The 25,929-nt window shown below is 42.4% G+C and carries 23 protein-coding genes; 18 read left to right on the forward strand and 5 right to left on the reverse strand.

Translation table 11 applies throughout. The features are described from left to right. Positions 1-30 precede the first annotated feature (30 nt). The 17 genes from GVO60_RS16965 (at position 31) to GVO60_RS17045 (ending at position 18,865) form a co-directional block, all read left to right on the forward strand. On the forward strand, positions 31-876 hold the full coding sequence (locus tag GVO60_RS16965) for a hypothetical protein (RefSeq protein WP_159656135.1): 846 nt from the start codon (positions 31-33) through the stop codon (positions 874-876). A gap of 11 nt (positions 877-887) precedes the next feature. Continuing rightward, entirely contained in the window at positions 888-1,796 is a 909-nt protein-coding gene (locus GVO60_RS16970) for a class I SAM-dependent methyltransferase (protein ID WP_159656137.1), read from the forward strand. A 124-nt stretch (positions 1,797-1,920) separates the two neighbouring features. After that, entirely contained in the window at positions 1,921-2,967 is a 1,047-nt protein-coding gene (locus GVO60_RS16975; RefSeq protein WP_217358370.1) for a hypothetical protein, read from the forward strand. After that, entirely contained in the window at positions 2,964-4,997 is a 2,034-nt protein-coding gene (locus GVO60_RS16980; protein ID WP_159656139.1) for an HAD-IA family hydrolase, read from the forward strand. Before GVO60_RS16975 ends, GVO60_RS16980 begins: the two co-directional genes overlap by 4 nt. Positions 4,998-5,000: 3 nt before the next feature. Then, positions 5,001-5,864, forward strand: a complete 864-nt coding sequence (locus GVO60_RS16985) for a hypothetical protein (RefSeq protein WP_159656141.1) — start codon at positions 5,001-5,003, stop codon at positions 5,862-5,864. A gap of 32 nt (positions 5,865-5,896) precedes the next feature. Further along, positions 5,897-7,069 carry a hypothetical protein gene (locus GVO60_RS16990; RefSeq protein WP_159656143.1) on the forward strand — a complete coding sequence of 391 codons (1,173 nt, stop codon included), beginning with the start codon at positions 5,897-5,899 and terminating at the stop codon, positions 7,067-7,069. 14 nt (positions 7,070-7,083) lie between these two features. Then, the gene (locus GVO60_RS16995) at positions 7,084-7,734 is read left to right on the forward strand and encodes an ABC transporter ATP-binding protein (RefSeq protein ID WP_159656145.1); all 651 of its coding nucleotides are present in this window, start codon (positions 7,084-7,086) and stop codon (positions 7,732-7,734) included. 50 nt (positions 7,735-7,784) lie between these two features. Then, entirely contained in the window at positions 7,785-9,518 is a 1,734-nt protein-coding gene (locus GVO60_RS17000) for an SLC13 family permease (RefSeq protein WP_159656147.1), read from the forward strand. Between the two features lie 121 nt (positions 9,519-9,639). Continuing rightward, positions 9,640-10,554, forward strand: a complete 915-nt coding sequence (gene cysD / locus GVO60_RS17005) for a sulfate adenylyltransferase subunit CysD (protein WP_159656149.1) — start codon at positions 9,640-9,642, stop codon at positions 10,552-10,554. After that, positions 10,554-11,183 carry an adenylyl-sulfate kinase gene (cysC, locus tag GVO60_RS17010; RefSeq protein WP_159656151.1) on the forward strand — a complete coding sequence of 210 codons (630 nt, stop codon included), beginning with the start codon at positions 10,554-10,556 and terminating at the stop codon, positions 11,181-11,183. Before cysD ends, cysC begins: the two co-directional genes overlap by 1 nt. Positions 11,184-11,185: 2 nt before the next feature. Continuing rightward, positions 11,186-12,148, forward strand: a complete 963-nt coding sequence (locus GVO60_RS17015; protein ID WP_159656307.1) for a DHH family phosphoesterase — start codon at positions 11,186-11,188, stop codon at positions 12,146-12,148. Positions 12,149-12,226: 78 nt separating this feature from the next. Next, on the forward strand, positions 12,227-13,633 hold the full coding sequence (cysN, locus tag GVO60_RS17020; protein WP_159656153.1) for a sulfate adenylyltransferase subunit CysN: 1,407 nt from the start codon (positions 12,227-12,229) through the stop codon (positions 13,631-13,633). An 18-nt stretch (positions 13,634-13,651) separates the two neighbouring features. Then, positions 13,652-14,815: a UDP-N-acetylglucosamine--undecaprenyl-phosphate N-acetylglucosaminephosphotransferase gene (wecA, locus tag GVO60_RS17025; protein WP_159656155.1), complete on the forward strand. Its 1,164-nt coding sequence runs from the start codon at positions 13,652-13,654 to the stop codon at positions 14,813-14,815. A 123-nt stretch (positions 14,816-14,938) separates the two neighbouring features. Further along, positions 14,939-15,271 carry a DUF3135 domain-containing protein gene (locus tag GVO60_RS17030; RefSeq protein WP_159656157.1) on the forward strand — a complete coding sequence of 111 codons (333 nt, stop codon included), beginning with the start codon at positions 14,939-14,941 and terminating at the stop codon, positions 15,269-15,271. Positions 15,272-15,532: 261 nt separating this feature from the next. Further along, on the forward strand, positions 15,533-15,823 hold the full coding sequence (locus GVO60_RS17035; protein WP_004410737.1) for a co-chaperone GroES: 291 nt from the start codon (positions 15,533-15,535) through the stop codon (positions 15,821-15,823). A 56-nt stretch (positions 15,824-15,879) separates the two neighbouring features. Further along, on the forward strand, positions 15,880-17,526 hold the full coding sequence (groL, locus tag GVO60_RS17040) for a chaperonin GroEL (RefSeq protein WP_159656159.1): 1,647 nt from the start codon (positions 15,880-15,882) through the stop codon (positions 17,524-17,526). 172 nt (positions 17,527-17,698) lie between these two features. Beyond that, positions 17,699-18,865, forward strand: coding sequence for a nucleotide sugar dehydrogenase (locus GVO60_RS17045; protein WP_159656161.1), 1,167 nt, complete (start codon positions 17,699-17,701; stop codon positions 18,863-18,865). 49 nt (positions 18,866-18,914) lie between these two features. Here the strand turns inward: GVO60_RS17045 and GVO60_RS17050 are convergent, their stop codons facing one another. Then, positions 18,915-19,496, reverse strand: coding sequence for a uracil-DNA glycosylase family protein (locus tag GVO60_RS17050; protein WP_159656163.1), 582 nt, complete (start codon positions 19,494-19,496; stop codon positions 18,915-18,917). A 37-nt stretch (positions 19,497-19,533) separates the two neighbouring features. Further along, positions 19,534-20,460: a D-2-hydroxyacid dehydrogenase gene (locus GVO60_RS17055; protein ID WP_159656165.1), complete on the reverse strand. Its 927-nt coding sequence runs from the start codon at positions 20,458-20,460 to the stop codon at positions 19,534-19,536. A 71-nt stretch (positions 20,461-20,531) separates the two neighbouring features. Here GVO60_RS17055 and GVO60_RS17060 point away from each other — a divergent pair, with 71 nt between their 5' ends. Further along, the gene (locus tag GVO60_RS17060; RefSeq protein ID WP_159656167.1) at positions 20,532-21,119 is read left to right on the forward strand and encodes a YjaG family protein; all 588 of its coding nucleotides are present in this window, start codon (positions 20,532-20,534) and stop codon (positions 21,117-21,119) included. Positions 21,120-21,207: 88 nt separating this feature from the next. On the opposite strand, the gene metF is transcribed toward GVO60_RS17060, so the two are convergent. The 3 genes from metF to GVO60_RS17075 form a co-directional block, all read right to left on the reverse strand. Then, a complete protein-coding gene (metF, locus tag GVO60_RS17065; RefSeq protein ID WP_159656169.1) occupies positions 21,208-22,098 on the reverse strand; it encodes a methylenetetrahydrofolate reductase in 891 nt (296 codons plus the stop codon). 234 nt (positions 22,099-22,332) lie between these two features. Further along, on the reverse strand, positions 22,333-24,744 hold the full coding sequence (locus GVO60_RS17070; protein WP_159656171.1) for a bifunctional aspartate kinase/homoserine dehydrogenase II: 2,412 nt from the start codon (positions 24,742-24,744) through the stop codon (positions 22,333-22,335). After that, entirely contained in the window at positions 24,744-25,910 is a 1,167-nt protein-coding gene (locus GVO60_RS17075; RefSeq protein WP_159656173.1) for an O-succinylhomoserine (thiol)-lyase, read from the reverse strand. Before GVO60_RS17075 ends, GVO60_RS17070 begins: the two co-directional genes overlap by 1 nt. Positions 25,911-25,929 lie beyond the last annotated feature (19 nt).

A 25,929-nucleotide genomic window follows, 5' to 3' on the forward strand; every position in this document is an offset into this window, starting at 1 on the left:
CCTTATTGTTCTATATGAAAGGGGGATATAGTGACTAGGAAATTAATAATTCATCCAGGTATTGGTAAGACTGCTACTTCAGCAGTCCAGTATGGGCTATTTGAAAACTCAAACTTTGAATCCGACAATACAATATATATATACCCAAATGTTGGTCTTGATAGTGAACATGCCCATCATTACTTTGCAGATAATTATCCAGGTTTCTCAGCAGGAAATATAAAAGATAATATACTTCAGATAAAAAATGAAGTATGTGCTATCGGTAATGAGAAGAATGTTGTTTATATACTATCTTCAGAGTTTTTGGTGCATAGTTCACAAGCTCATATTGATTTTTTGCTTAGTGAATTTAAGTCTTTTTTTGATTCAGTAGAAGTTGTATTTTCAGTCAGGAATTATGTGGATTTGGTTTATTCTTCTTACTTGCAGGCGGTAAAGGTTAACTATGGAATAATTAACTCAGAAAGTATATTGGATTATTATTCAAGGATGGGTGATGGTTTTAACTTTCCTGTCTTGCTGGATAAGTTTTCAAAATATGATTGTGTTAAATTCATCGACTATGATAAGAATAAGATGGACTTCATAAGGGTGTTTTTTTCTTCAATTGGTTTTGATTCTTCAAAGTTGAAGATTGCTAATAATAAAAAAAACTTATCAATAATTGAAGATGTGGTTGATATTATATTTTCCTTTGATAAATTAAACGACAAAACTGCCAATAGGCAAACTTTTATATCAAATATGGTGGCTTTTTCCAATAACTACAAAGACTTCAGTAGCAGAAAAATGAAAGAACAACTAATTGAAAAAATTGGTAGTATTTATGAGTCGGACTTAAGGTGTATTAGAGAGAAGTATGTTGAATTGTAGAGGAGTATATTGTGTTAGGGAATCTTAGCTCAATCGAAAATATTAAAAGATTGGATTCGTCCTCATATGATTGGGTTGGCCATATACCTTTTGCCTACTACTTGACATATTGGATGAAGCCAAAGGTAATTGTCGAGCTTGGTTGTTATAAAGGTAATTCTTTAAACGCTTTTAGCCAATCAGTCTTAGAGCATAACCTTGATACGAAAATATATGGGATTGACATGTGGCAAGGCGACCTTCACATGGGGGAATTTCCTGAAGATATATTTATTGAAGTTGAAGGTTTTTTTTGTAGAAATTATCCCTCTATTGTTACGTTGAAGAAAATGTCTTTTAATGATGCAGTAAATGATTTTGAAGATGAGTCTATAGATTTACTGCATATTGATGGTTTGCACACTTACGAAGCAGTTAGAGAAGATTTTGAAACTTGGCTTCCAAAAATGAGTGATCATGGTGTTGTTTTGTTTCATGATACTTTGGTAGAGAAAGAAAATTTTGGAGTGAATAAATTTTGGAGTGAAGTCTCAACTCAATATCCAAGTTATAATTTTTCTTTTTGTCATGGGTTAGGGGTTTTACTTGTAGGGAAACAAATACCAACGAAAGTGGAAGAGGTTATTGAATTCGCACAGCTTAATTCACATTTTTTTGAATCTGTTTTTCTGTCTCTATGTGAAAGCAGTTTATCTAAGAATGCTTTTGATTTCATAATTAAGTTGAAGCTAAATAGTGACGAGGACGAAAGTATTACACCAGAATTAATTGATGCTATCAGAGACGGTGCCTTGTCTATTGAAAATCATGATTTAAATAAAGCATATTTGTTAATGAAGTATGCTAACGCTCTTCGACCAACAGGCCCTTTCATAAAGCAAAAGCTATTGGAATATGAAACTAAACTTACGTTAAAATAAGTGGATGTATGTTAATGTTGGTTTTTTGATAATGATGTTGCTTTAAGAGCTGTTACTGTTAGGTATTTTCGTCAGTTGGAACTTACGATAACAAAGAAATTGAAAATTATTATTGGATGAACAAATGGCTATCGAATCACTACAGCAGCTAGGTGCTGTGTTCCTTTCTCCCGTTTTGAGCTATTTTCATCAACATCTGCTTGATAACCGACCTCAAGAACGTCCGCTATTTTTTCTCGCTCGAGAAGGTTATTGGTTAGAGCGTTCATTTTGTGAATATGCTCAAGCGCAGCAAACCGCTGTAAATACCCGCTATATGTTGGTATCGCGCGCGTTTCTTTTCAAAATCGGCTTACTAAACCCAGCCACGTACGATTATTCACTCAACTTCAAATTTGCTGGCTCAATGTATGAACTCCTTAGAACTCGCTTTATGTTGAGTGATCCCACCATCAAGCAGATTTTATCAAGCAAAGAGCAAGCTAAGAAAGTGATGCTCCCAGCTGACCTAGGCAAAGTTTCCACTGTGCTAGAAGACAAGTTAGAGCAGCTAGAGCCCGTTATTTCCCAGTCAAGCAAAGCGTATCAGGCGTATTTGCAATCGCTGGGATTTTTCGATCATAAGAGTGTCGATATTGTTGATATTGGCTACGGAGGAACCATTCAAACGTTGCTAAGCCTTATCTTTCAAGTTGACACCAATGGGCACTACTTAATTGCTTCTAATCCAGGGGTAAAGCTGGTTGCAGGCCATACGGCAAGAATGACAGGTTATCTCAAAGAAGGCGTTAAGCTTGGTGGAGGGTATATTCCTTTGGATCGTTCGATGTTTTTGGAAGGATTGCTTACAGCACCCGTTGGCCAGTTTCAAGATATTCGTTTTAGCCCATTACCAAGCAAAACTTTTGATTATTACTACGGGCGTAAAGTCTCTACTCAACATAACTTTCATTTGATCGAAACGATCTGCAAAGGTGCATTTGAGCAAATGGCTTACAATGTTAAGCACAATATTGACTTTTCTCGTCAAGAAGTTGAATCCCTCTACAGTGCGTTTGTGAGCAAAAAAGGTATGTTACCTAGAGATAGTTGGCCATTGTTTGAAATTGACGACGATATCGCCAGTGAAGGGACTGTTAATGGAATCGACTTTTTTGGTTTGAAAATATGAATTACCGAGCACTCATTAAACAACGTTTCCCTCGTATCGAGCGCACGTTACGCCATAACCCGAAAATGATGAATTTGGCAGTTCGAGTCGAAAGGCGACTGCTAAATCGTAAGTTAAGCAAATTGACCAAGCAGCTGAATGGTAGAAGTGTTGCGCTAAATTTTGATGAACAGCAACTACTAAGAGATGCAAAACATCATGGGTTGTTTGATTACCAATGGTACAGCGACGTACAAAAACGCGCATTTGAAAGTGAACAACATGCGTTCAGTGACTATTTACACAAGAGTACCTTTTCTTCTGTCAGTCCAAGCCCTAGCTTCTCAAATTTAGCGTACCAAAAACAAAACTTGGATGTTTACCATACAAACATGAGCCCGTTGGCGCACTATTTAAGTGTTGGTCACAGTGAAGGCAGGAACGTTCAACCGTATACTCCTAGCTGGACATCGACATCGGAGATTCAAATTACTCCTGATATCGAGAGGTTGAAAACACTTAAGGTCGCGGTCTGTCTGCACATATTCTATGAAGACTTTATTGACTATTACGCGAAATGCTTACGTGATTTCCCAACAAGTGTTGATCTATTTATCAGCGTTAGTGATAAATCGTATCAAAGTAAAATAGAACAACAGCTTGGTACTCTAAGTTCCGTAAGAAATGTAGAAGTAGTTGAAGTTCCAAACCGCGGACGTAACTTTGGTCCAATGCTCGTAGAGTTTGGGCGTTCACTACTCGACTATGATTTATTTTGTCACCTGCATTCTAAAAAATCGCTTTATTCAGGGCGCCCGCAAACTCAATGGGCAGATTACCTCGGTGAGTTTTTGCTTAATGATCATCATGTGTTGTCAAAAATGATGACACAAATGTTAGATGATGAGCAGTGCGGTGTTTATTACCCGACTTCATTTTCTATGATGCCTGATTGGGTGAACCATTGGTTGAAGAATAAACCATATAAAGGTGAATTTTATGAAGCGTGGGATCTGCAAGACCATTCCGAGTTTATCTCATATCCGGTAGGGGGGATGTTCTGGGCTAAGCCTGCGGCGATTAAACAGTTATTAGACAAAGAGCACCAATATACAGACTTTCCTGAAGAGCCCCTTCCAAATGATGGCTCCCCATTGCACGCATTGGAACGATGCGTTGGCTTATTGGCTGAGCGCAATGGCTATTCGCAGCTCTTCTATCATCCAGAACTCGCCACCTTTACGCAAGATAAGAGCTATGTTTTTGCAAATTACGTTTGCAGTAAAGAGCAGCTTGTGCATAAAGTACAGCCGTTTGAGATTATCTCTTTTGATGTGTTTGACACGCTTGTTCGCCGTAGCCATTACGCTCCCGATTATGCAAAGTTGCGTTTAGGTAAACAACTGGTGAGCGACGGCTTATTTGAGTCTGAGCATCAGTTTGTGGAACTGCGTAATCAAGCGGAATACCAAGTTCGTGTAGACAAAAAGTTTCAAGGAGATGTCTCTATTTTCGAGACATACCAAAAATTAGCGGCAACGCAAGGTTGGGATGACGAACAAGCGAAACAGTTCGCAGAGCTAGAGTTTGCCTACGATCTTGAAATGATTGAAAGCAAAGATGAAGTCGTGGATGTACTCAATCACTTGATTGGGCTAGGTAAGCAGGTTTACATTATTTCTGATACTTATTACACCGAGTATCAAATAGTCCTCATGTTACGTAAAGCAGGTGTAACCAATGGTTATAAACTGTTTGTTTCCTCTGAGATGGGCCTAAGGAAAGACAACGGGACTATGTGGGCACATGTTAATGAACTACTTAAGAATAAAGCCCAATTTGTTCACATTGGTGATAATGCTGTAGCAGATGCACAGCTACCTGGCGATTTTGGCTTGGCCAACCTTCACATTTTGAATCCCATTGACAAGTGGCAAGCTGCGGGATGGACGAATCCTTTTGCAAACGGCAATGACTTAAACGAACAACAGATTTTAAAATGGGGGCCACTGATCAGTCAGTTTGGTCGCTACCCATTTTTAGGTGAGTAATAAATGTACAATAATATCTTAAACCAAGAAAAAACAATTGTTTTTCACCCAGGGATAGGGAAAACAGCAACCAGTAAGATACAAGAGATAGGCCTTAAACTTCCTCTTGGTAACAATGGAGAGGCCTGTTTCTCACCATATGGAATTTATGGTGGAGCACATAACTATTTTTCATCAATTCATCCTGGGTTTAATGGAGATAAGTTCAACTCAGAATGGGAGCTCTTACTAGATTTTGTTAGTAAGCGTAAAGGTTCTACGATTGTTTCGACAGAGTTCCTCATCCGAGATACTCACGAGCATATCCGTAAAATGATTGAAAGCGCTAGATCAAAAGGTATAGGCGTTAAAGTTGTGTTTTCGATTAGGAGTTATTCCGAATATCTATTATCTTCTTATATGCAAGGAGTTAAAGTTCAGTGGGGGATAAGGAAGGATGAGAACTTCTTGGAATATTGTAGAAGAGAAGTTGATAATATTAGATACCCTTTACTTATTGATAAATGGTCGAACCTGGTTGGGAAAGAAAGTATCTACTTGCTAGATTATACGAATAATAAAAATAATTTTGTTGGTTCTTTTTTTAACTTGTTTGGCATCGATGTTTCTGAATCATTCAATCCAGGTGATAAGGTTAATTTATCAATGCCATTTGAAATCGCACCAATAATTAGACACTTTGATAACATATCTGATGATTCGGAAGTTAGGGAAAAGCTAATAGAACTGTTGGGAAATGTGAAATTTAAAACCAATATGAAGGAAACGATTTTATCTAGAGTTGAGTCAGAGATTATAATGAATAAATATACACATGACATTGGTCGTTTGAATGAATTATACCGCTGGGTAGAATTAAAATCCTAAGTAGAGTGTGAATTTATTTCTGGTATCCTTGAATGTTAGAAAAGGTAATTTTTCATATAGGTCTACACAAAACAGGAACAACCAGCCTACAGTTTGATTTTTTAAGAAATAGTAGAAGGTTGAAAAAGAGTGGAATTTCATATCCTAAGTTTTATGCCCGTAGGAATGCACTCTCTAATCATAGTTGGCCAATATTAAATTTGATTCTTAGTAGCCCATCTGATTACCACTTGAATATATCAAATAAAATGACCAATAATGAACGGGATGATTTTTTCAAAGCTACACTTAAAACGCTACACTCTCAAGCGAAGGATTCTCCAGTGATGCTAATTTCTGGAGAAGGTTTATCAATAGTTGGCTATGATGCTTTGGTTAGACTCAGAAATCACTTCCAGCTTCTCTCGATTAAGCCTATTGAGTTTGAGTTCCATTACTTTACTCGTTCAAAATTTAGTTTTATTCAAAGTATTATTCAAGAAAGAGTGAAAAATGGGGAGAGTGAACATGCTATAGTAAATAGTATGGCCTCAAATATGCCAAGTAATGAATACATACACATTGATGAATTGAAGCGTGTTTTTAATAAATCAAAATTATATAAGCATGATTACGATTTGGCATGTAATTATGAAGGTGGAATTAAAAGTTACTTCTTCTCTAACGTATTAGGTATGGATTCTTCGTTGCTAAGGTTAAATGAAAAATATAGTAAAAATAAAAGCCTTAGTGTTCAGTCGTATGAAATGATTAAATTTTACACAGAGAATAGTGTGTCTAATACTGGTGTTCCTGTTTTGGGTTCAGAGTACAAGTCTAACATAGATTTACTGTCAAGGTTTTCTGGAAGGCGTTTTCAGATTAATGAAAGACACAAAGAGCTAATCTTAGATGTGGCAGCAAAAAAAAATACGGCAGTGAGAGAAGCATGGGAAAAGTTTTTTCTCGAACGGAATAATATCTTTAGCTTGCAGGAGGTGTGGCAAGGTGTTGATGTTAAAAAATTGACCAAGATTATTAACCTAACCTCTGAGGAGTGTAAGAATATTTTAGTAGATTACTTTGTTGCTCAGGCATTGTTTTACAAGTCACTAAATGATATTAACACGGCTAACAATTTAATAAATGTAGTGAAAAAAATAACTTTAGATGGTGAGTTGAACAATAGTAGGCTTGCTTCTTATTTTTGTTGTGATGAAGTTTAAGTTAAGATAGTGATGTGATTAAACTAGACAAGTTAACGAAATACTACCCTTCAGACCTAGGTAATCAATATATTTTTCAGGATATATCTTTCACCTTTCCTGAAGGGCGCAATGTCGCTTTACTCGGCTCAAACGGGGCTGGTAAATCGACACTTTTCCGTATATTGGCAGGTAGTGAGTACCCGAATAAGGGGAAAGTGGTTACGGATAAAGCGCTCTCTTGGCCTGTTGCGCTTGCGACAGGTATTCACCCGCAAATGACAGGGCGTGAAAATACCCGTTTTATTGGACGAGTGAATGGCGTTGCTAATTTAGATGAGTATGAAGAAAAGGTGAAGGCGTTTGCGGAACTTGGCGTTAAGTATGATCTTCCCGTAAAAAATTACTCCAGTGGTATGCGTTCTCGCTTAGCATTTGGTTGTTGTGTTGCTATCGATTTTGACATCTATCTGATTGATGAAGCGACCTCAGTCGGAGATCAAAAGTTTAGGCAAAAGGCCAAAAATGCCTTGTTGGAGAAGAGTAAAACCGCTAGCGTAATCATGGTTAGTCATGACATGAAAGAGATTCGCCAGTTTTGTGATAGTGCAGTTATTCTTCATCAGGGTGAACTAACGTTTTACGATGATCTAGAAGAAGCGCTAGACGTGTATAAGACCCTTTAGGGAAGATGGCTGCCATCTTGTACCTTCTTGACTTTTAATGAACTTGAACCTTGAACCTTGAACCTTCCCATATAGTCCTAGCTCTGTTTGCATTTACTATAGCTGGCCTCATAAAGTTTCAGTCCAAACCTGAAAGAGTGTTTGGTGTTTTATTGTTAGTACTATTTGCTTGTGGCTTTGTTACTAATGAGCAAGTCGTCGCGAGTTTCGCTAACACAGGTGTCCTGACACTTATACTGTTGATGGTGTGCTCACTTGCACTGGAAAAAACTAAGATATTACGCCAAATTGCCAATTACGTTGTTAGACCTAGTTATATCCGCTCGTGGTTAAATTTATTCACATTTAGTGCGCTATCTTCTGCTGTTCTTAACAACACTGCTGTCGTTTCTGCCATGTTGGCTCCGATACGCTCAAACCTTTACCACGCTCCCAGCCGATTGCTTATTCCTCTTTCTTATGCAGCTATTCTAGGTGGTACGCTAACGCTTGTTGGTACATCAACGAACCTTATCGTTAACTCTATGGTGGTAGAGTCTGGCTTGCCAGCATTAGGCTTTTTTGATTTTACGTTGATTGGTTCATTTTTAGTGGTAGGGTGTGGCGTTACTTTGTTTTTGATAAGTCGCTGGTTGCCTAATCGCTTTGAGCATACCAAAGCAATTGCCGACTATTTTATTGATACTAAAGTGATGGCGGGTTCTTCATTGATTGGTCGCTCTATTGAAGATAATGGGCTGAGGAACTTAGAAGCCCTGTTTCTGGTTGAGCTGCAAAGGGGGGGGCATCTTATTTCGCCTGTTTCTCCATCCCAAGTTTTACAGCAGGGTGATAGGTTGCTTTTCAGTGGCGATATTAAAAAAGTTACCTTGCTCAATCAATTTTCTGGCTTAGAGTCTTTCGCCAACCAAAATGGCTTACCATTGGATAATCTCTCTGAAGTGATTGTACGACCTGAGAGCAGCTTGGTTGGTAAGACACTCAAACATGCAGGATTTCGTGCCCTATTTGATGCTGCGGTGGTCGCGATTAAACGTGATGGTGAGCGCTTATCGGGGAAATTAGGTGATGTCACGCTAAAGCCTGGTGATAACTTAGTGTTGGCAGTGGGTGAAGACTTTAAATCTAGGCACAACTTGAATAAGAACTTCTTTTTTGTGAGTGGTGTCGAAACAGAACGCACTCTCACTCCAAACAAAGAGCGGTTGGCTGTGTTAGGTTTTGTTACCTCTATAGCTTTATCTGCTTTGGGTTTAGTTCCACTTTTTAAGAGTTTGTTACTGTTTTTAGGTGTATTACTTTTAACCAATACGTTAAAACCTAATGAGATTTTGCAGCGTCTGCCAACTCAGATTTGGCTGATCATCTCATCAGCACTTCTATTGTCCTATGCGCTTTCAAACACGCAAGCGACAGACTTGTTAGACAAACTAATAGATACCCATCAACAAAGCTTTACGCCTTTGTTGGGGTTGTGTGTGGTTTACCTAGTTACTTGGTGGTTGACAGAGCTCGTCACTAATAATGCTGCGGCAGCTCTGGTATTTCCCATTGCGATAGGACTGGCGAGTAGCCTTGGCGTCGATCCAACCGGATTTATTATGGCAGTCGCTTTTGGTGCCAGTGCTAGCTTTGTTAGCCCTTACGGTTATCAAACCAATTTAATGGTTTATAATGCGGGGCAATATCGTATCGCTGACTTTATTAAAGTCGGTTTGCCCGTCAGTTTGGTATTTGGATTGATCACGGTCGGCAGCATCGCCGTGATTTATGGATATTTATAATAGAGACAAGGGAAAGGACAGGTCTGCTTATTATTAGCTGTTAGAGGTTAAGCTCTTGAACCTTGAACCTTGAACCTTGAACCTTGAACCTTGAACCTTCTAATTAATGGAACAGTTAGGAATGAAGATTTCCCAAGAACGTATGACTCACCTGAAACAGTTAGAGGCTGAGTCTATTCATATTATGCGCGAAGTTGCCGCTGAGTTTGATAACCCGGTTATGCTTTACTCGGTAGGTAAAGATTCTTCAGTCATGCTACATCTTGCTAAAAAGGCTTTTGCACCAGGGATTCCTCCATTCCCATTGATGCATGTTGATACGACATGGAAATTCAAGGAAATGATTGCGTTTCGTGATTACATGGCGAAAAAACTGGGTATGGAGTTGATCGTACACCAAAATCCAGAAGGCTTAGAAATGAACATCAGCCCATTTGTTCATGGCAGTTCAGTGCATACAGATATCATGAAAACTCAAGGCTTAAAGCAAGCATTAGATAAGCATGGTTTTGATGCTGCTTTCGGTGGTGCACGTCGTGATGAGGAAAAATCTCGCGCGAAAGAGCGTGTTTACTCATTCCGAGATGAACACCATCGCTGGGATCCAAAAAATCAGCGCCCAGAGCTTTGGAATGTATACAACGGTAAAGTGAACAAAGGTGAGAGCATTCGTGTCTTCCCTCTTTCAAACTGGACAGAGCTTGATATTTGGCAATACATCTATTTAGAAAGTATCGAAATCCCGAGTCTATACCTATCAGCTAAGCGTCCTGTTGTTGAGCGCGATGGCATGCTAATTATGGTTGATGATGAGCGTATGGAGCTTAAAGAGGGCGAAGTGATTGAAGAGAAAATGGTTCGTTTCCGTACTCTTGGCTGCTACCCATTAACAGGTGCGGTAGAATCTGAAGCCACAACGCTACCAGAGATCATTCAAGAAATGCTTCTAACGACGACGTCAGAGCGTCAAGGCCGTGCCATTGACCACGATAGCGCAGGTTCGATGGAGAAGAAAAAACGCGAAGGTTATTTCTAATGTCCACTCCCTACGAGCGTAAAGACAACGACTCAGTGAGCAATGATGTGGTGTGGCACAACACGACAGTAACGCACCAAGATAGAGTATCACTGAAAGGTCAAACACCAGCTGTGCTTTGGTTTACTGGACTGAGTGGCTCGGGAAAATCGACAGTTGCAAATGCAGTAGAAAGCAAACTACTGAGCTTGGGTAAACACAGTTACCTGCTTGATGGTGATAATGTTCGTCACGGTCTAAATAAAGACCTTGGATTCAGTGATGAAGATAGGGTTGAAAATATTCGCCGCATTGGTGAGGTGGCCAAGCTGTTTGTTGACTCCGGTACTCTGGTATTGACTGCGTTTATTTCACCGTTTATTTCTGACCGCGAGCAAGCGCGCTCATTGGTGGCGGAAGGCCAGTTTCTGGAGGTGTTTATCGATACTCCTTTAGAGATCTGTGAGCAACGTGATCCAAAGGGGCTATACAAGAAAGCCCGTGCTGGTGAGATCAAAAACTTTACTGGTATTGATTCGGCCTACGAAGCGCCACTTAAGGCTGAGATCCATGTGGAAACAGCGAATAAGTCTATAGAAGAATGTGCAGAAGCTGTCGTTAATCAGTTACAACAACTTGGGTATATTTAATGATGCATTACGATGTATTCAACGGGGATGCGGATGGCATTATTGCCTTGCTTCAGTTACGTAAAGCAGAGCCTAAAACGTCAAAGTTAATTACTGGCGTAAAACGTGATATCAAACTGCTCAAGCAAGTCGCGGCCCAATCAGATGTAAGTGGCGTGACGGTATTAGACATCTCAATGGAGAAAAATACCGATGCTCTTTATGAGTTGATTGAGCGTGATATTCCGGTTTTTTATTGTGATCACCATCGTACAGGTGAAGTTCCGCAAGCAAATAATTTTACTGCTCTGGTCAACTTAGATGCTCAGATTTGTACTAGTTTGCTGATTAATCAACATCTAGCTGGTCGTTATGCAGAATGGGCTGTGGCAGGTGCTTACGGTGATAACTTATTTGCTAGCGCAGAGGCCCTGGCGGACCAAGTGGGTTTAAATGCAGAGCAACGAGAATTTCTCAAAGAGCTTGGTACGTTAATTAACTATAACGGTTATGGTGCAACGGTTGAGGATTTGCATATCCCGCCGGCGGAGCTTTTTGTCCAGTTAATGCAATATGGCTCGCCGTTTGAACTGATCCAAGATCAGGCATCACCATACTACGTACTAAAACAAGGTTATGAAGCCGACAGTGCGCACTTAGCGGTATTAAATCCACTAGAGAATAGTGATATCGCGGAAGTCTATGAACTGCCATGCGAAGCGTGGGCAAGACGAATTAGTGGCGTATTCGGGAATGCATTGGCGAACCAATCGCCAGACAAAGCTCATGCAGTTTTAACGCTTAATCAAAACCAGCAAGATTACACAGTGAGTGTTCGCGCACCACTTAATAATCGTACTGGTGCAGATGAAGTGTGTACGCAATTTCCAACCGGTGGTGGTCGAAAAGCAGCTGCAGGTATTAATCAGTTGCCCACTTCCGCTAAACAAGAATTTATTCAAAAGTTAGAGAGTTTCTACTCTTAAATTAATTTGAGGCGTGAGGCTGAGAATAGGGGTGAACCTTACATCTTGGCTTATATCGCGTAATGAAAGGATTTTATAATGTCTCATTCATCAGATTTAATTGCTGAGGATATCGAAGCGTATCTGAAAGTGCATGAAAACAAGGATCTTCTTCGTTTCCTTACTTGTGGTAACGTAGATGATGGTAAATCAACACTGATCGGTCGCCTACTTTATGATAGCAAGTTGATTTATGAAGATCAGATGGCGGCGATTGAAAAAGATTCGCAAAAGTTTAATACCACTGATGAAGCGTTTGATTTAGCTCTGTTAGTTGACGGCCTGCAATCTGAACGTGAGCAAGGCATCACGATTGATGTCGCTTATCGTTACTTTTCTACAGATAAACGTAAGTTCATTATTGCGGATACTCCAGGGCACGAGCAATACACCCGAAACATGGTAACTGGCGCTTCAACGTGTGAGTTGGCGATCGTGATGGTGGATGCGCGTTACGGTATTCAAACTCAAACTCGTCGTCATAGTTATATCTGTTCTTTGTTAGGCATCAAGCACATTATTGTGGCAATTAACAAGATGGACCTAATGGATTACAGCCAAGAGGTATACCAGAAGATCAAAGCAGATTACCGTGAAATGGCGAAGAACTTTAATATCGATGATATTCGTTTTGTGCCAATTTCAGCACTGAAAGGGGACAATGTTGTCACGCCAAGTGAAAACATGGATTGGTACCCAGGTGCGACTTTGATGAAGCTGCTTGAAACGGTAAAAGTGGACCAAGATAAAAATCTTGAGCAGATGCGATTCCCTGTGCAATATGTAAACCGACCTAACCTTGATTTTCGTGGTTTCTGTGGCACTTTGGCCTCTGGGGTGGTGCAGCCTGGCGATGAAATTACAGCATTGCCATCAGGTAAGTCGTCTAAAATCAAGTCTATTTACACTCATGATGGCGAGCTAGAAATAGCTTATCCAGGCCAAGCGATTACTATTACACTTGAAGATGAGATCGACGTGTCTCGTGGTGATATGCTTGTCCATACAGGGCATGAGCCTGCAGTAACGAATAAGCTAGAAGGTCACATTGTGTGGATGGATGAAAATCCACTTCGTACACACAAAGAGTACACCTTCAAGTTTGCGACGAAATCATGTGCTGGTCGCATCACTGAAGTGGTTCATAAAGTGGATGTGAATACCCTAGAGAAGCATGCTGAACAGAGTGATTCGTTAGACTTAAATGAAATTGCACTGACTTCGATTGCTCTGAACGATAAAGTTGCGGTAGATGAGTATCAAACTTTACCGCAAACAGGTGCTTTCATCGTGATTGACCGTTATACAAACGTCACCGTAGGTGCGGGTATGGTTTATGCGGTGGGTGATGCGCACGATCATGCTCGTCATTACTCTCAGTCTGAAATTGAGCTGAATGCTTATATTCGCAAGCATTACCCTGAATGGGGTTGTGCGGAAATCTAATGTGAAAAGCGGCACACGGTGCCGCTTTTTTATTGGAGTGTATTTGATTTATACCGTACTCTTAAATCAACACTGATCATTCTTTTCCTCGCAGGTTTCAAATTTCATTATATGGACATGATGTTTACGGCTTTTGTAGTCTTTGCCACTTCTTTTATCTCTCTGTCCGTATTGCGACCACTAGCTATTCGTCACAACCTTGTCGACGTACCTTGCCAGAGAAAATCTCATAATGGGCACATTCCTTTAGTTGGGGGTATCTCTACGCTCCTTGGCGTTTGGATGATTGAATTTTTACTACCCGATCTGATCGTTTTTCAACTTGAATATACATCCTTGGCGACGTTACTTGTTTTTGTCGGTTTGATTGACGACAAACTGGATATTAGTGCGATGGCTCGACTCGTGGTCATTGCGGCGATCTCTGCTTGGCTCGTCTTAGCTGAGGGAATCGCTTTGAGCGAGTTAGGTGATTTGTTGGGAAGCGGAGAGGTCTCTCTAGGCTTTTGGGCTTTGCCCTTTACGATGGCAGCTGTGATTGGTTGTGTGACTGCATTCAATATGATGGATGGCATTGATGGGTTATTAGGCGCTTTGGCCGCTGTTGCAATTGCAAGTTTAGGGTATATGTTTTGGTTAGCAGGTCACATTAAGGTTAGTGTTTTTTGTGCACTGTTTATTATTGCCATGCTGCCTTACGTTTTCTTTAACTTAGCTTTAAAAGTAAGGTCTAATCTGAAAGTTTTCATGGGGGATGCAGGGAGTTTTTTGGTCGGGTTTACGATTATTTGGATGCTTGTTTTTGCCACTCAAGATATGCCCTTACTCAACCAAACTACTGTTTCGATGAACCCTGTCACTGCTTTGTGGGTGATTGCCTTGCCATTGATGGATATGACATTAGTTATGTTTAGAAGGATGTTGAAAGGAAAATCTCCATTTGATGCCGATAGAACTCATATCCATCATATACTCATTGCCAGTGGCATGCCTTCGAAAGTGGTTTTGTTTGTTGTCGCGGTGTTTGCGACTGCAATCGCTTTTTTTGGAATCGCGCTAGATGTTTATGACGTGGCCGAATCCGTTTCATTCCAGTTATTTTTAGTCTTGTTTGGTAGCTATTGTAGCTTGATGTATGTGATCCACTCTCGTGTTAGTAAGTTTTCACAAGTTGAGAGTTAATTATTGAGTGATAAATTGCTCGTCTTATTTATGAGAAGTCCTTAACTCTGTTCGTTAACTTCTGCTTCCTCATCTATCATTTAGATATTCTGTTGATAAATGCATCAACGTTGAGGAGGCAACATGAGCTCACCACTAGTTACCCAAACTCTTCCATCTTTTGATGAGTTAGTTGAGTTAGCGCAGCAAAACCCTGAGGCATTTCGTCAGTTTAAGCAGGATATGTGTGAAGAGTTGATTTTGTCTGCCTCTGATGAAATGCAAGATAGACTTTGGGCTCAGCAAAGCCATATCGATCGTGTGGTTGGAACTTGCAAAAATCCGAACCAAGCAAATGTGTTATTGATGCGTGAATTGGTATCACAAATGGTCAAGTTTCAAGATGTGCTTGAGCAAGACAGTAGTCAAACAGAAAAGGAGAGTGCAGAAATTATTCCCTTTGATAGTTGGCGCTAGAGTTGATTTTCCTGCCACCCTTATTGCTTGCTCCGCCATTCCAGAAGCGAGACGCGATCTTTCAGGAATCTCCAACCAACTGCGACAGCGTCAGATTCGAAATAACGAGGCAGCACTAGTATCCCCCGCTTCTCTGATGTCGATCACAAAAAATCTTTCCTTTCCCCTTGGGTTTACTTAATCCATCCCTCATATAGATACCACAAGGCTTTGAAAGCCATTTATCAAATCTATCATGGAAATTTTCAGGAGAGTCGACCGATGAATATTCGTCCATTACACGACCGAGTTATCGTAGAACGTCAAGAAGTTGAATCTAAGTCTGCTGGTGGCATCGTGCTAACTGGTTCAGCTGCAGAGAAATCTACTCGTGGTGTTGTTCTAGCTGTAGGTAAAGGCCGCATCCTAGAAAACGGTACCGTGCTACCGTTGGACGTAAAAGTGGGTGACACAGTGATCTTCGCTGAAGGTTACGGCACAAAGACTGAAAAAATCGACGGCAAAGAAGTGCTAGTTATGTCTGAAAACGACATTATGGCGATCGTTGAGTAATAGCAACAGTTGATCCTAGAAATAGCGAACGAATAAAGAATTTAAAGGAAATAAAGATGGCTGCTAAAGACGTTAAATTTGGTAATGACGCACGCATTAAAATGCTAGAAGGTGTAAACGTTCTGGCTGACGCAGTAAAAGTAACTTTGGGCCCTAAAGGTCGCAACGTAGTACTAGACAAATCATTTGGCGCACCAACCATCACTAAAGATGGTGTTTCTGTTGCACGTGAAATTGAGCTTGAAGACAAGTTCCAAAACATGGGCGCACAAATGGTGAAAGAAGTAGCGTCTCAAGCAAACGACGCTGCGGGTGACGGTACAACGACAGCAACAGTACTTGCACAAGCTATCATCACTGAAGGCCTAAAAGCAGTCGCTGCAGGTATGAACCCAATGGATCTGAAGCGCGGTATCGATAAAGCGGTACTTGCTGCAGTTGAAGAGCTAAAAGGTCTATCGGTTGAGTGTAAAGACACTAAAGCAATTGCTCAGGTAGGTACTATCTCTGCAAACTCTGACTCAACAGTGGGTAACATCATTGCTGAAGCGATGGAAAAAGTAGGCCGTGATGGCGTTATCACAGTTGAAGAAGGTCAGGCTCTACAAGATGAGCTAGATGTAGTTGAAGGTATGCAGTTCGACCGCGGTTACCTATCGCCATACTTCATCAACAACCAAGAAGCAGGTTCTGTTGATCTAGAAAGCCCATTCATTCTTCTAATCGACAAGAAAGTATCAAACATCCGTGAACTTCTTCCTACTCTAGAAGCGGTTGCTAAGGCATCTCGTCCACTTCTAATCATCGCTGAAGATGTAGAAGGCGAAGCGCTAGCAACGCTAGTTGTGAACAACATGCGCGGCATCGTGAAAGTTGCAGCTGTTAAAGCACCTGGTTTCGGTGACCGTCGTAAAGCAATGCTTCAAGACATCGCTATCCTAACTGGCGGTACGGTTATCTCTGAAGAGATCGGTCTAGATCTAGAGAAAGTGACGCTAGAAGACCTAGGTCAAGCTAAGCGTGTGACTATCACAAAAGAAAACTCAACCATCATTGATGGGGCGGGTGAAGAAGCGATGATCCAAGGTCGTGTTTCTCAAATCCGTCAACAAATCGAAGATGCAACTTCAGATTACGACAAAGAAAAACTTCAAGAGCGCGTAGCTAAACTAGCGGGCGGTGTTGCAGTTATTAAAGTTGGTGCAGCAACTGAAGTTGAAATGAAAGAGAAGAAAGACCGCGTAGAAGACGCACTTCACGCAACTCGCGCTGCAGTTGAAGAAGGTGTCGTTGCTGGTGGTGGTGTAGCACTCATCCGCGCTGCATCTAAAGTGGCTAATCTTGAAGGTGACAATGAAGAGCAGAATGTTGGTATCCGAGTTGCTCTACGTGCGATGGAGGCGCCAATTCGTCAAATCACTAAGAACGCAGGCGATGAAGAGTCAGTCGTTGCTAACAACGTTCGCGCAGGCGAAGGTAACTACGGTTACAACGCTGCAACGGGTGAATACGGTGACATGATTGAAATGGGTATCCTTGACCCAACGAAAGTTACTCGCTCAGCACTGCAGTTCGCGGCATCGGTTGCAGGTCTTATGATCACAACAGAAGCGATGGTGACTGATAAGCCTCAAGACTCTGCTCCAGCAATGCCTGATATGGGTGGCATGGGCGGTATGGGTGGCATGGGCGGTATGATGTAATCATCATTCACTAAGCTATCTAATTGCTTGAAAAGCGGAGACTTCGGTCTCCGTTTTTTATGGAAATAAAGGTGACAAAGTTGATTTCGTGCTGTTTCTCGCTCCATTATAGAGTTGGTGCTAATATAGGTACGGCAATTAATTATATTCTGTAAGAGTAACGAGGTTAGTAGTGAAAATTGCAGTAGCAGGTACAGGTTACGTTGGTCTTTCTAACGCGATGTTATTAGCGCAAAACCACCAGGTAGTGGCGCTAGACGTCATTGAGAAAAAAGTAGAACTTCTCAATAACATGGTTTCGCCTATTGTTGATACTGAAATTGAAGACTTTTTAGCCAATAAAGATATTGATTTCATTGCGACCACAGATAAGCAGCTTGCTTACGAAGGTGCTCGTTTCGTTGTGATTGCTACTCCGACGGATTATGATCCAGTGACTAACTACTTCAATACTTCATCTGTTGAATCTGTTATCAAAGATGTTTTGGCCGTTAACCCTCAAGCGGTGATGGTGATTAAGTCTACTGTACCTGTTGGTTATACTGAGCGCGTGAAGCAAGAGCTGAACTGTGAAAACATTATCTTCTCGCCAGAGTTTCTGCGTGAAGGTAAAGCGCTGTATGACAACCTACACCCGTCACGCATTATTGTTGGCGAGCAGAGTGAGCGAGCGAAAGAGTTTGCTGACTTATTGGTTGAAGGGGCAGAAAAGCAGAACATTGATGTGTTGCTAACTAACTCGACAGAAGCGGAAGCGGTTAAGCTGTTCTCAAACACTTACCTAGCCATGCGAGTGGCTTATTTTAATGAGCTTGATTCGTATGCGGAAGCGCATGGATTAGACAGCCGTCAAATCATAGAAGGGGTAGGTTTAGACCCGCGAATTGGCAATCACTATAACAACCCGTCATTTGGTTATGGTGGCTACTGCTTACCGAAAGATACCAAACAGCTATTAGCCAATTATCAGGCAGTGCCAAACAATATTATTGGTGCGATTGTTGATGCTAACCGTACTCGTAAAGACTTCGTCGCGGAATCAATTATGAAGCGCGATCCTAAAGTGGTAGGTATTTACCGTTTGATCATGAAAGCGGGTTCTGACAACTTCCGCGCATCTTCGATTCAAGGCATCATGAAGCGCCTGAAAGCGAAAGGTATTACGGTGATTGTGTTCGAACCTGTGTTAGAAGAAGAGGAATTTTTTCACTCAGAAGTCGTTCGTGATTTAGAAGCCTTTAAAGCTCAATCAGATGTGATTGTCTCGAATCGTATGGCTGAAGAGCTGGTTGATGTCGCGGATAAGGTTTACACACGCGATTTGTTTGGTTCGGACTAAGTTCTAGCTACTTTTGAATGCTGAATGAAAAGCTCCCTTGGGAGCTTTTTTAGTTTTTAAGTTGCTGATGAACGTAGCGCCTAATGTAAGGAACGACCTCATTCTCAAACCAAAGGTTCTTCTTTAACCATAAAGTATTTCTCGGAGAAGGGTGAGGCAGCGGCAAATATGTTGGTGCCCAGCGATGCCACTCTTTTACGGTTTCGGTTAGAGTCTTTGGTTTGTCTTGTAAGTAGTAGCTTTGCGCATATTGGCCAATAAGTAGAGTCATCCCGACATTGGGCAGTTGTTCTAACACTGGTTTATGCCATTGTGGTGCGCACTCTTTTCTTGGTGGTAAATCACCACTTTTTCCTTTCCCCGGATAGCATAGTCCCATCGGAACAATGGCAATTTGGCTGCTATCGTAAAACTGTTCTTTATCCAATTGCAGCCAATCTCGCAGCCTATCACCGCTTGGGTCATTCCAAGGTATTGAGGTTTGGTGAACTTTTAATCCTGGTGCTTGGCCTATAATGAGTAACTTGGCAGATTCATGGGCTTGAATGACCGGGTTACAACCCTGCTCTAAGTGAGATTCGCAAGTTCGACAATTTCTTGCTTGGTCGAGTATTTCATTCAATCTGCTCATTTTCTTACTCACTTCATTTATCGGTTGTTTCTCAAACTTAATAGCCCTTATTTACATCAACCTGATTGATCAAACCAAACCCATCACGCCAGCGCTGATAATTTTCAATAAAAATCTCGACGACTTGTTCAGGGAAGCTCAGGGCGGCGATGTGTGGTGTCACCGTGATATCAGGATGGTGCCAGAATGGGTGTTCTTTGTTTAATGGTTCACTTTCAAAGACATCAAGATAAGCATGGCTGATCCAGTTGTTATTGATGGCTTCTAGTAGATCTTGCTCATTCAGCGCGCTTCCCCGACCGACATTGAACAGTATGGTTTGGTGACAATGACTTAAGTTATCGAGGTTCAATATACCTGCAGTTTCAGTTGTATTTGGCAAGGTATTAACGATGACATCCGCCTGGGAGAAAGCTGTGTGCAATTCTTGAATGTGGTAAGTCATATCAAACGTAGAGTGCTTGGCGGGAATACCACTGCGGTTTACGCCTGAAACATGAATACCAAATGCTTTAGCGGTAGTGGCAAGATAACTGCCAATCGAACCCGTACCCAGAATGACCATCTTTAAGCTATTGAGTGATTGGTAAGGAATTGGTCGCCAGTTCGCTTGCCGTTGTTGCTCTTGGTAGTGCCTGAAATGACGTTGGTTTTGAATTAAGTAGCCAAGAACATACTCTGAGATTTGTTGGCCGAAGATACCCTTCACGTTGGTCAGTTCGCCGTAATAGTTTTCTAGATGCGGCGTTAACGCATCGACTCCAGCGTAAACAGATTGAATCCACTCAAGGTTGGGGAACTGATCTAAACAGTTTGCAGCCATTGGTGGTGAGGCGAGTAATATCGTCGTTTGCTGTTTGTCTGTGGTGATTTCCAGCTCGGGTAGGTTTGCCTGCTCGAGCAGTGTTTGGTATTTGCTATCATCTTCGGTAAGAATAAATGCTTTATGAGTGAAATTGTTCATAGGCGATGCTTTTTTCCCTGCTGGTTATCAAGTACACTTTCGCTGTTTATTTCCGCAACCGATGAGTCGCTATGCTACAGAATCCTCTTCAACTTCGTCTGGAGAAGTTTGAACCCTGGAAACAGATTACCTTTATGGCGTGTCTATGTGAACGCATGTACCCAAACTATGCTGTATTTTGCCAAACGACTCAGTTTGCAGAAGCGCGAGTTTTCCGCGATATCCTAGATAGTATTTGGGAGCAGCTAACGGTAAAGACAGCCAAGGTGAACTTTGAGCGTCAATTAGAAAAGCTAGAAGAGATCATTCCAAGCTCTGAAGATTTTGACTTTTACGGTGTTTACCCAGCGATTGATGCTTGTGTTGCTCTTTCTACGTTGATCCATGGTCTGCTCGATCGTGATTACCTGTATGAAAACATGCAGAAGCTGAGCCAGCAGTCAGTGATGACAGTCGCGCAACTTGAAGAAGCGCAGACAGGCGAAGAGATCACGAATGAGAATCAAAAAGAAAATGAAGCGGTTTGTGAAGAGTGGGATGTACAGTGGGCGATTTTCCGCCCATTGAAAGACGCCGAAGAGCGCGACATTGACTTGATCAAAGACTTGCGTGCTGAACTGAAAGAAGAAGGTATCAGCAACATTGGTGTGAGCTTATAAGCCACCCAGTGCTGAGCATAAAAATGAAAAAGGTTGGCCTGAGCCAACCTTTTTTGATCAAGTTATTAATTCAAGGACGAAGGGCGTTCTACGCGCCAGGACGTACACCAAGCGTGTGACACAGTGCGTAAGTCATCTCTGCACGGTTAAGTGTGTAGAAGTGGAAGTCTTTCACACCTTCACGGCCAAGAACGCGAATTAGGTCGATTGCCTGACTTGCCCCCACCAATTGACGTGTGGTTGGATCATCATCTAGGCCTTCAAACTGTTTTGCCATCCAGCTTGGTACTTTTACGTTGTTTTGTGCAGCAAAGCGCGAAGCTTGCTTGAAGTTTGAAACCGGTAAAATTCCCGGAACAATTTCCACATCAATACCGGCTGCCACACAACGGTCACGAAAACGTAAGTAGCTTTCCACATCGAAGAAAAACTGAGTAATAGCACGGTTTGCGCCGGCATCTACTTTACGCTTTAGGTTCAGTAAGTCTGATTGCGCACTTTTTGCTTCTGGGTGAACTTCAGGGAAGGCCGCAACTGAGATGTCAAAGTCATGGCGTCCTTTCAGTAGTTCTACCAAATCAGAGGCGTACATTTCTGGTTTGCCGCCGCCCGGTGGAATGTCACCACGCAGAGCAACAATACTTTCAATGCCATTGTTCCAGTAGTCATCAGCAATTTGGATGAGTTCTTCACGGCTCGCATCAATACAAGTTAAGTGCGGCGCAGCGACTAGGCCGGTTTCAGCTTTGATCTCTTTGATGATGGAGTGAGTACGGTCACGCTCACCAGAGTTAGCACCATACGTAACAGAGACAAACTTAGGTTTAAGGGTCTTTAGGCGGTGTACAGAGTTCCAAAGTGTCTCTTCCATCTTTTCACTACTTGGCGGAAAGAATTCAAATGACACATTGATGTTGTCAGAAAGTTCAGCGATATTTTGGTTTAAAGCGTCTATGTGACTTGCGTGTGTGTATCCCATCTTACTCTCCCTGTGGCAACTCTGCCCACAAATTGCTAATCCTTGAATTGACGTTTAGACGTCTATATGTCCACAGAATGTATTGAATACGATTTAATGTCAACAGTGTGATTATGAATTTTATTCAAGTTGATCATGAAGAGGATTAAAGTTTGTGTGTTGGCAATGCTTTATAGGGTTTAGACTCATCAGCCGAAAAGAAAACAGGCAACCTAAAGAGGCTGCCTATTAAGATTAAAGAAAGCTAGAGAGTAAGTTCAGGTCGGATTGAATCGCCCCCGATGTGACCTCTCTTCCTGCCCCTGGACCGCGGATAACCAACGGGTTGTCTTTGTACCACTTACTCTCAATGGCAAAGATATTGTCACAAGGTAGAAGGTTAGCCAAGGCGTGTTCTTTGCTTAGCGCTTCAACGCCTACTGTTGCTTTGCCATCTTTTTCCAATCTTGCGACGTAGCGTAGAACTTTCTCTTCGCGCTGCGCTTTTTCTAGGCGTTCTGCCAATAGTTCACTTAACAGTTGGCTTTTGTCTAAGAAGTCATCCAAAGAAAGTTCTGCAAGCTCTTTTGGTACTAGGCTTTCCACTTTGACTGCCTCTGGCTCAATATGTAAACCAGCTTCTCGCGCCAAGATAACTAATTTACGCATCACATCAGAGCCGTCGAGATCATTACGTGGATCGGGTTCAGTTAAACCTTGTTGCCATGCTAGGTCGACTAATTCCGCAAAAGGAACAGAACCATCATATTGCTGGAAAAGCCATGAGAGCGTCCCAGAGAAGATTCCAGACAGCGCTTGAATGTCGTCACCACTTTCACGTAAATCGCGCACTGTGTGGTTGATAGGTAGCCCTGCACCGACAGTTGCATTGTAAAGCCAGTGGCGGTTTATTTTGGCAAAGGCATCTTGTACTTGATGGTAGTACTCGCTAGATGCAGAACCTGCGACTTTATTGGCTGAAATAAGGTGCATGCCTTGCTCAGCGATTTGTAGGTATTGAGCGGCTAAGTCCTTACTTGCAGTAACATCAAGTACCACAACATCGTCATAGCCTTGAATGGCGCCCAGTTTGCGAATCCATTCTCCGGTTTCATGCTCAATCGCTTCTTCATCAAAATGGCTACTGACCAATGTCGCATCGATACCTTCTGGGTTGAACCAATAGGTTTGGCTATCAACTACTGCGACAAGCTCGAAGTTCATGCCGCGTCGTTTCTCCAGTTCAGATTTCTGTTCAGCAAACAGCTCAAGCCAGCTTGAACCGATGTTGCCTTTACCACATAACGCAATACCAACGCGCTTTTGAGCTTGGAATAACTGGCTGTGAATCGCTTTAACTAACGAAGAGGTTTCCGTGCGGCGTAATACCGCAACTAGACTCAGCCCTGATTGTGATTCTGAGATAAATTCAATCGGTGAAGATTTGAGTTTTTGATAGAAGCCATAGCAATGGTTGGCATTTTTCGTTACGCCCGCTCCGACAGCTGCAACCAAAGAATAGCCCTCTTTGAGTTTAATCTCCGCGTCGATGGCAGCATCTTGTAAATACTCTAAAGCGCCGCCAGCAATTTCCGCTGTGTAGGCCAAGCGCAAGCAGTGTTGATCATCTTGCACTTCATAGGTCAGCGGTTCGAGTTGAGCGCGCTTCAGGCCGGCTAGCACTTCTTTCTCTAGTCTTTGGAAATCATGCCCTGCATTGAAATTCAGTTGGATGAGCAGTACTTCATCAAGGGAAGAGATGATTTTTGCCCCGCGGCCCGATGCCAGTACACGTTCGATACGTGTTGAACCAGACTCAGGCTCATAGCTACAACGTAAATGCAGGTCCATCGCGCTTTGAGCAACAGGTTGCAATGTTCGGCTGTGTAAAACTGGGGCGGCTAAACGTGCCAATTCGCTGGCTTCATCTAATCGAAGTAGCGGCAATAGACAAGCATCTGACACTAAGCGTGGGTCTGCGCTGTATACCCCTGCCACATCACTCCAAATAGTGACTCGACTCACTTCTGCCAACGCGCCAATGACAGTAGCCGAGTAGTCAGAACCATTACGACCTAGTAGAACCGTATGACCTTGGCTATCTTGCGCCATGAATCCTGTGATCACGACTCGATGATGCGTATGTTGGGCAAGCACTTCTTTGATTAAAGGGTAGGAAACACCGCGATCGACTTCTGGCTGAGTCGATGCTTCTGCGCGAAGAAAAGCGCGAGCATCTTGAGCCACGGCCTGCAAATCGCTTTGGTTTAGCAGAGCGGCTAATAAGCGCGATGACCAAATTTCGCCATGCCCAAGTACGGCTGCTTTTTCTGTTTCAGTCAGTGGAGCAGTAAGCTCACCCAAAGTGGCAAACTCATCATTGAGTTGCGCGAGTAAATTGGTTTGCTTATCTCCAATAATCAACTCTTCGACCAGAGAGGTTTGAAACTGACGCAGTGTTTGCAAAGCTTCATGAGCAAGGCGACCATCTTTGTTTAACGCATCTAAGAATTCGATCAAACGGTTTGTGGTTTTCCCTGCCGCAGAGACAACAATCAGGTCATCACTGCCTGAGTATTCTTTGAGGATGTTCACCACTCGGCGATAGCACTCAGGATCCGCTAAGCTGCTACCTCCAAATTTATGCAGTTGGCGCGAGATTGTCATTAGCAAGCCTCCTTAGTCTGAGCAAAGGCTTGTTCTAAGTCTGCAATCAAGTCATCTGCATCTTCTAGACCGACAGATAAACGAAGAAGCTGATGGGTTACGCCTGCCTCGGCTAATGCTTCTTCACCCATAGCTCTGTGAGTCATAGAGGCAGGGTGACAAATAAGGCTTTCTACGCCACCTAGTGATTCCGCAAGAGAAAAGAGTTCAAGTTTGCCGACAAAGAATTTGAGCTGCTCAAAGCTTCCTGCGAACTCAAAGCTGAGCATAGAGCCAAAGCCAGACTGCTGCTTTTTCGCAATCTCGTGTCCTGGGTGCTCAGGCAAACTTGGGTGGTAAATCGTGCCAACCAGTTCTTGTTGCTGTAAGAACTTCAGAATTTGAGCTGAGCTCTCTTCGTGCACTTTCATACGAGCGCCTAAAGTGCGGATGCCTCTTAGTGTCATGTAACTGTCGAAAGGTGTTCCCGTCGCACCAATGCAGTTACCCCACCAAGCGAGCTCCTCAGCATGCTCTTCGGTTTTAGTGATCACTACACCGCCGATAACGTCTGAGTGGCCGTTAATGTATTTGGTGGTGGAGTGAATAACAAAGTCGGCGCCAAGTTCGAGAGGCTTCTGGAACACAGGAGTCAAAAAGGTATTGTCGACAGCCACTAATGCGCCAACTTGTTTCGCTTGCTGACACACTTCTGCGATGTCGACCACGCGAACAAGTGGGTTTGATGGGGTTTCAAGCAGGATCAGTTTTGGTTTTAGAGCGATAGCGTCTGCCAGTGCTTGTGAATCTGATTGATCGACAAACAGCACTTTGAAATCGCCTTTTTGTGAGCGAGTGTTAAACAGACGATATGTGCCACCATAGCAATCGTGAGGCGCAACAATGAGGTCGTTAGGGCCCAAAAATGCAGAAACCCATAAGTTGAGCGCAGAGGTACCACAGTTTGTCACCACCGCACCTTTACCTGATTCTAATTCAAACAGAGCGGTTTCAAGCAATCCACGGTTTGGGTTGCCGGAGCGCGTGTAATCATACTTAGGCACTTCACCAAAAGCTGGAAAGCCATAGTTTGTCGAGAGGTAAATTGGTGGAACAACAGCATGGTGTTGAGTGTCTGATTCAATACCAGTACGTACTGCGATGGTGGCTGGCTTACGGGCGCTCATAAGTGTTTCCTTTCGAACA

This window comes from Vibrio atypicus, assembly GCF_009811315.1.
Lineage (GTDB): Bacteria > Pseudomonadota > Gammaproteobacteria > Enterobacterales > Vibrionaceae > Vibrio > Vibrio atypicus.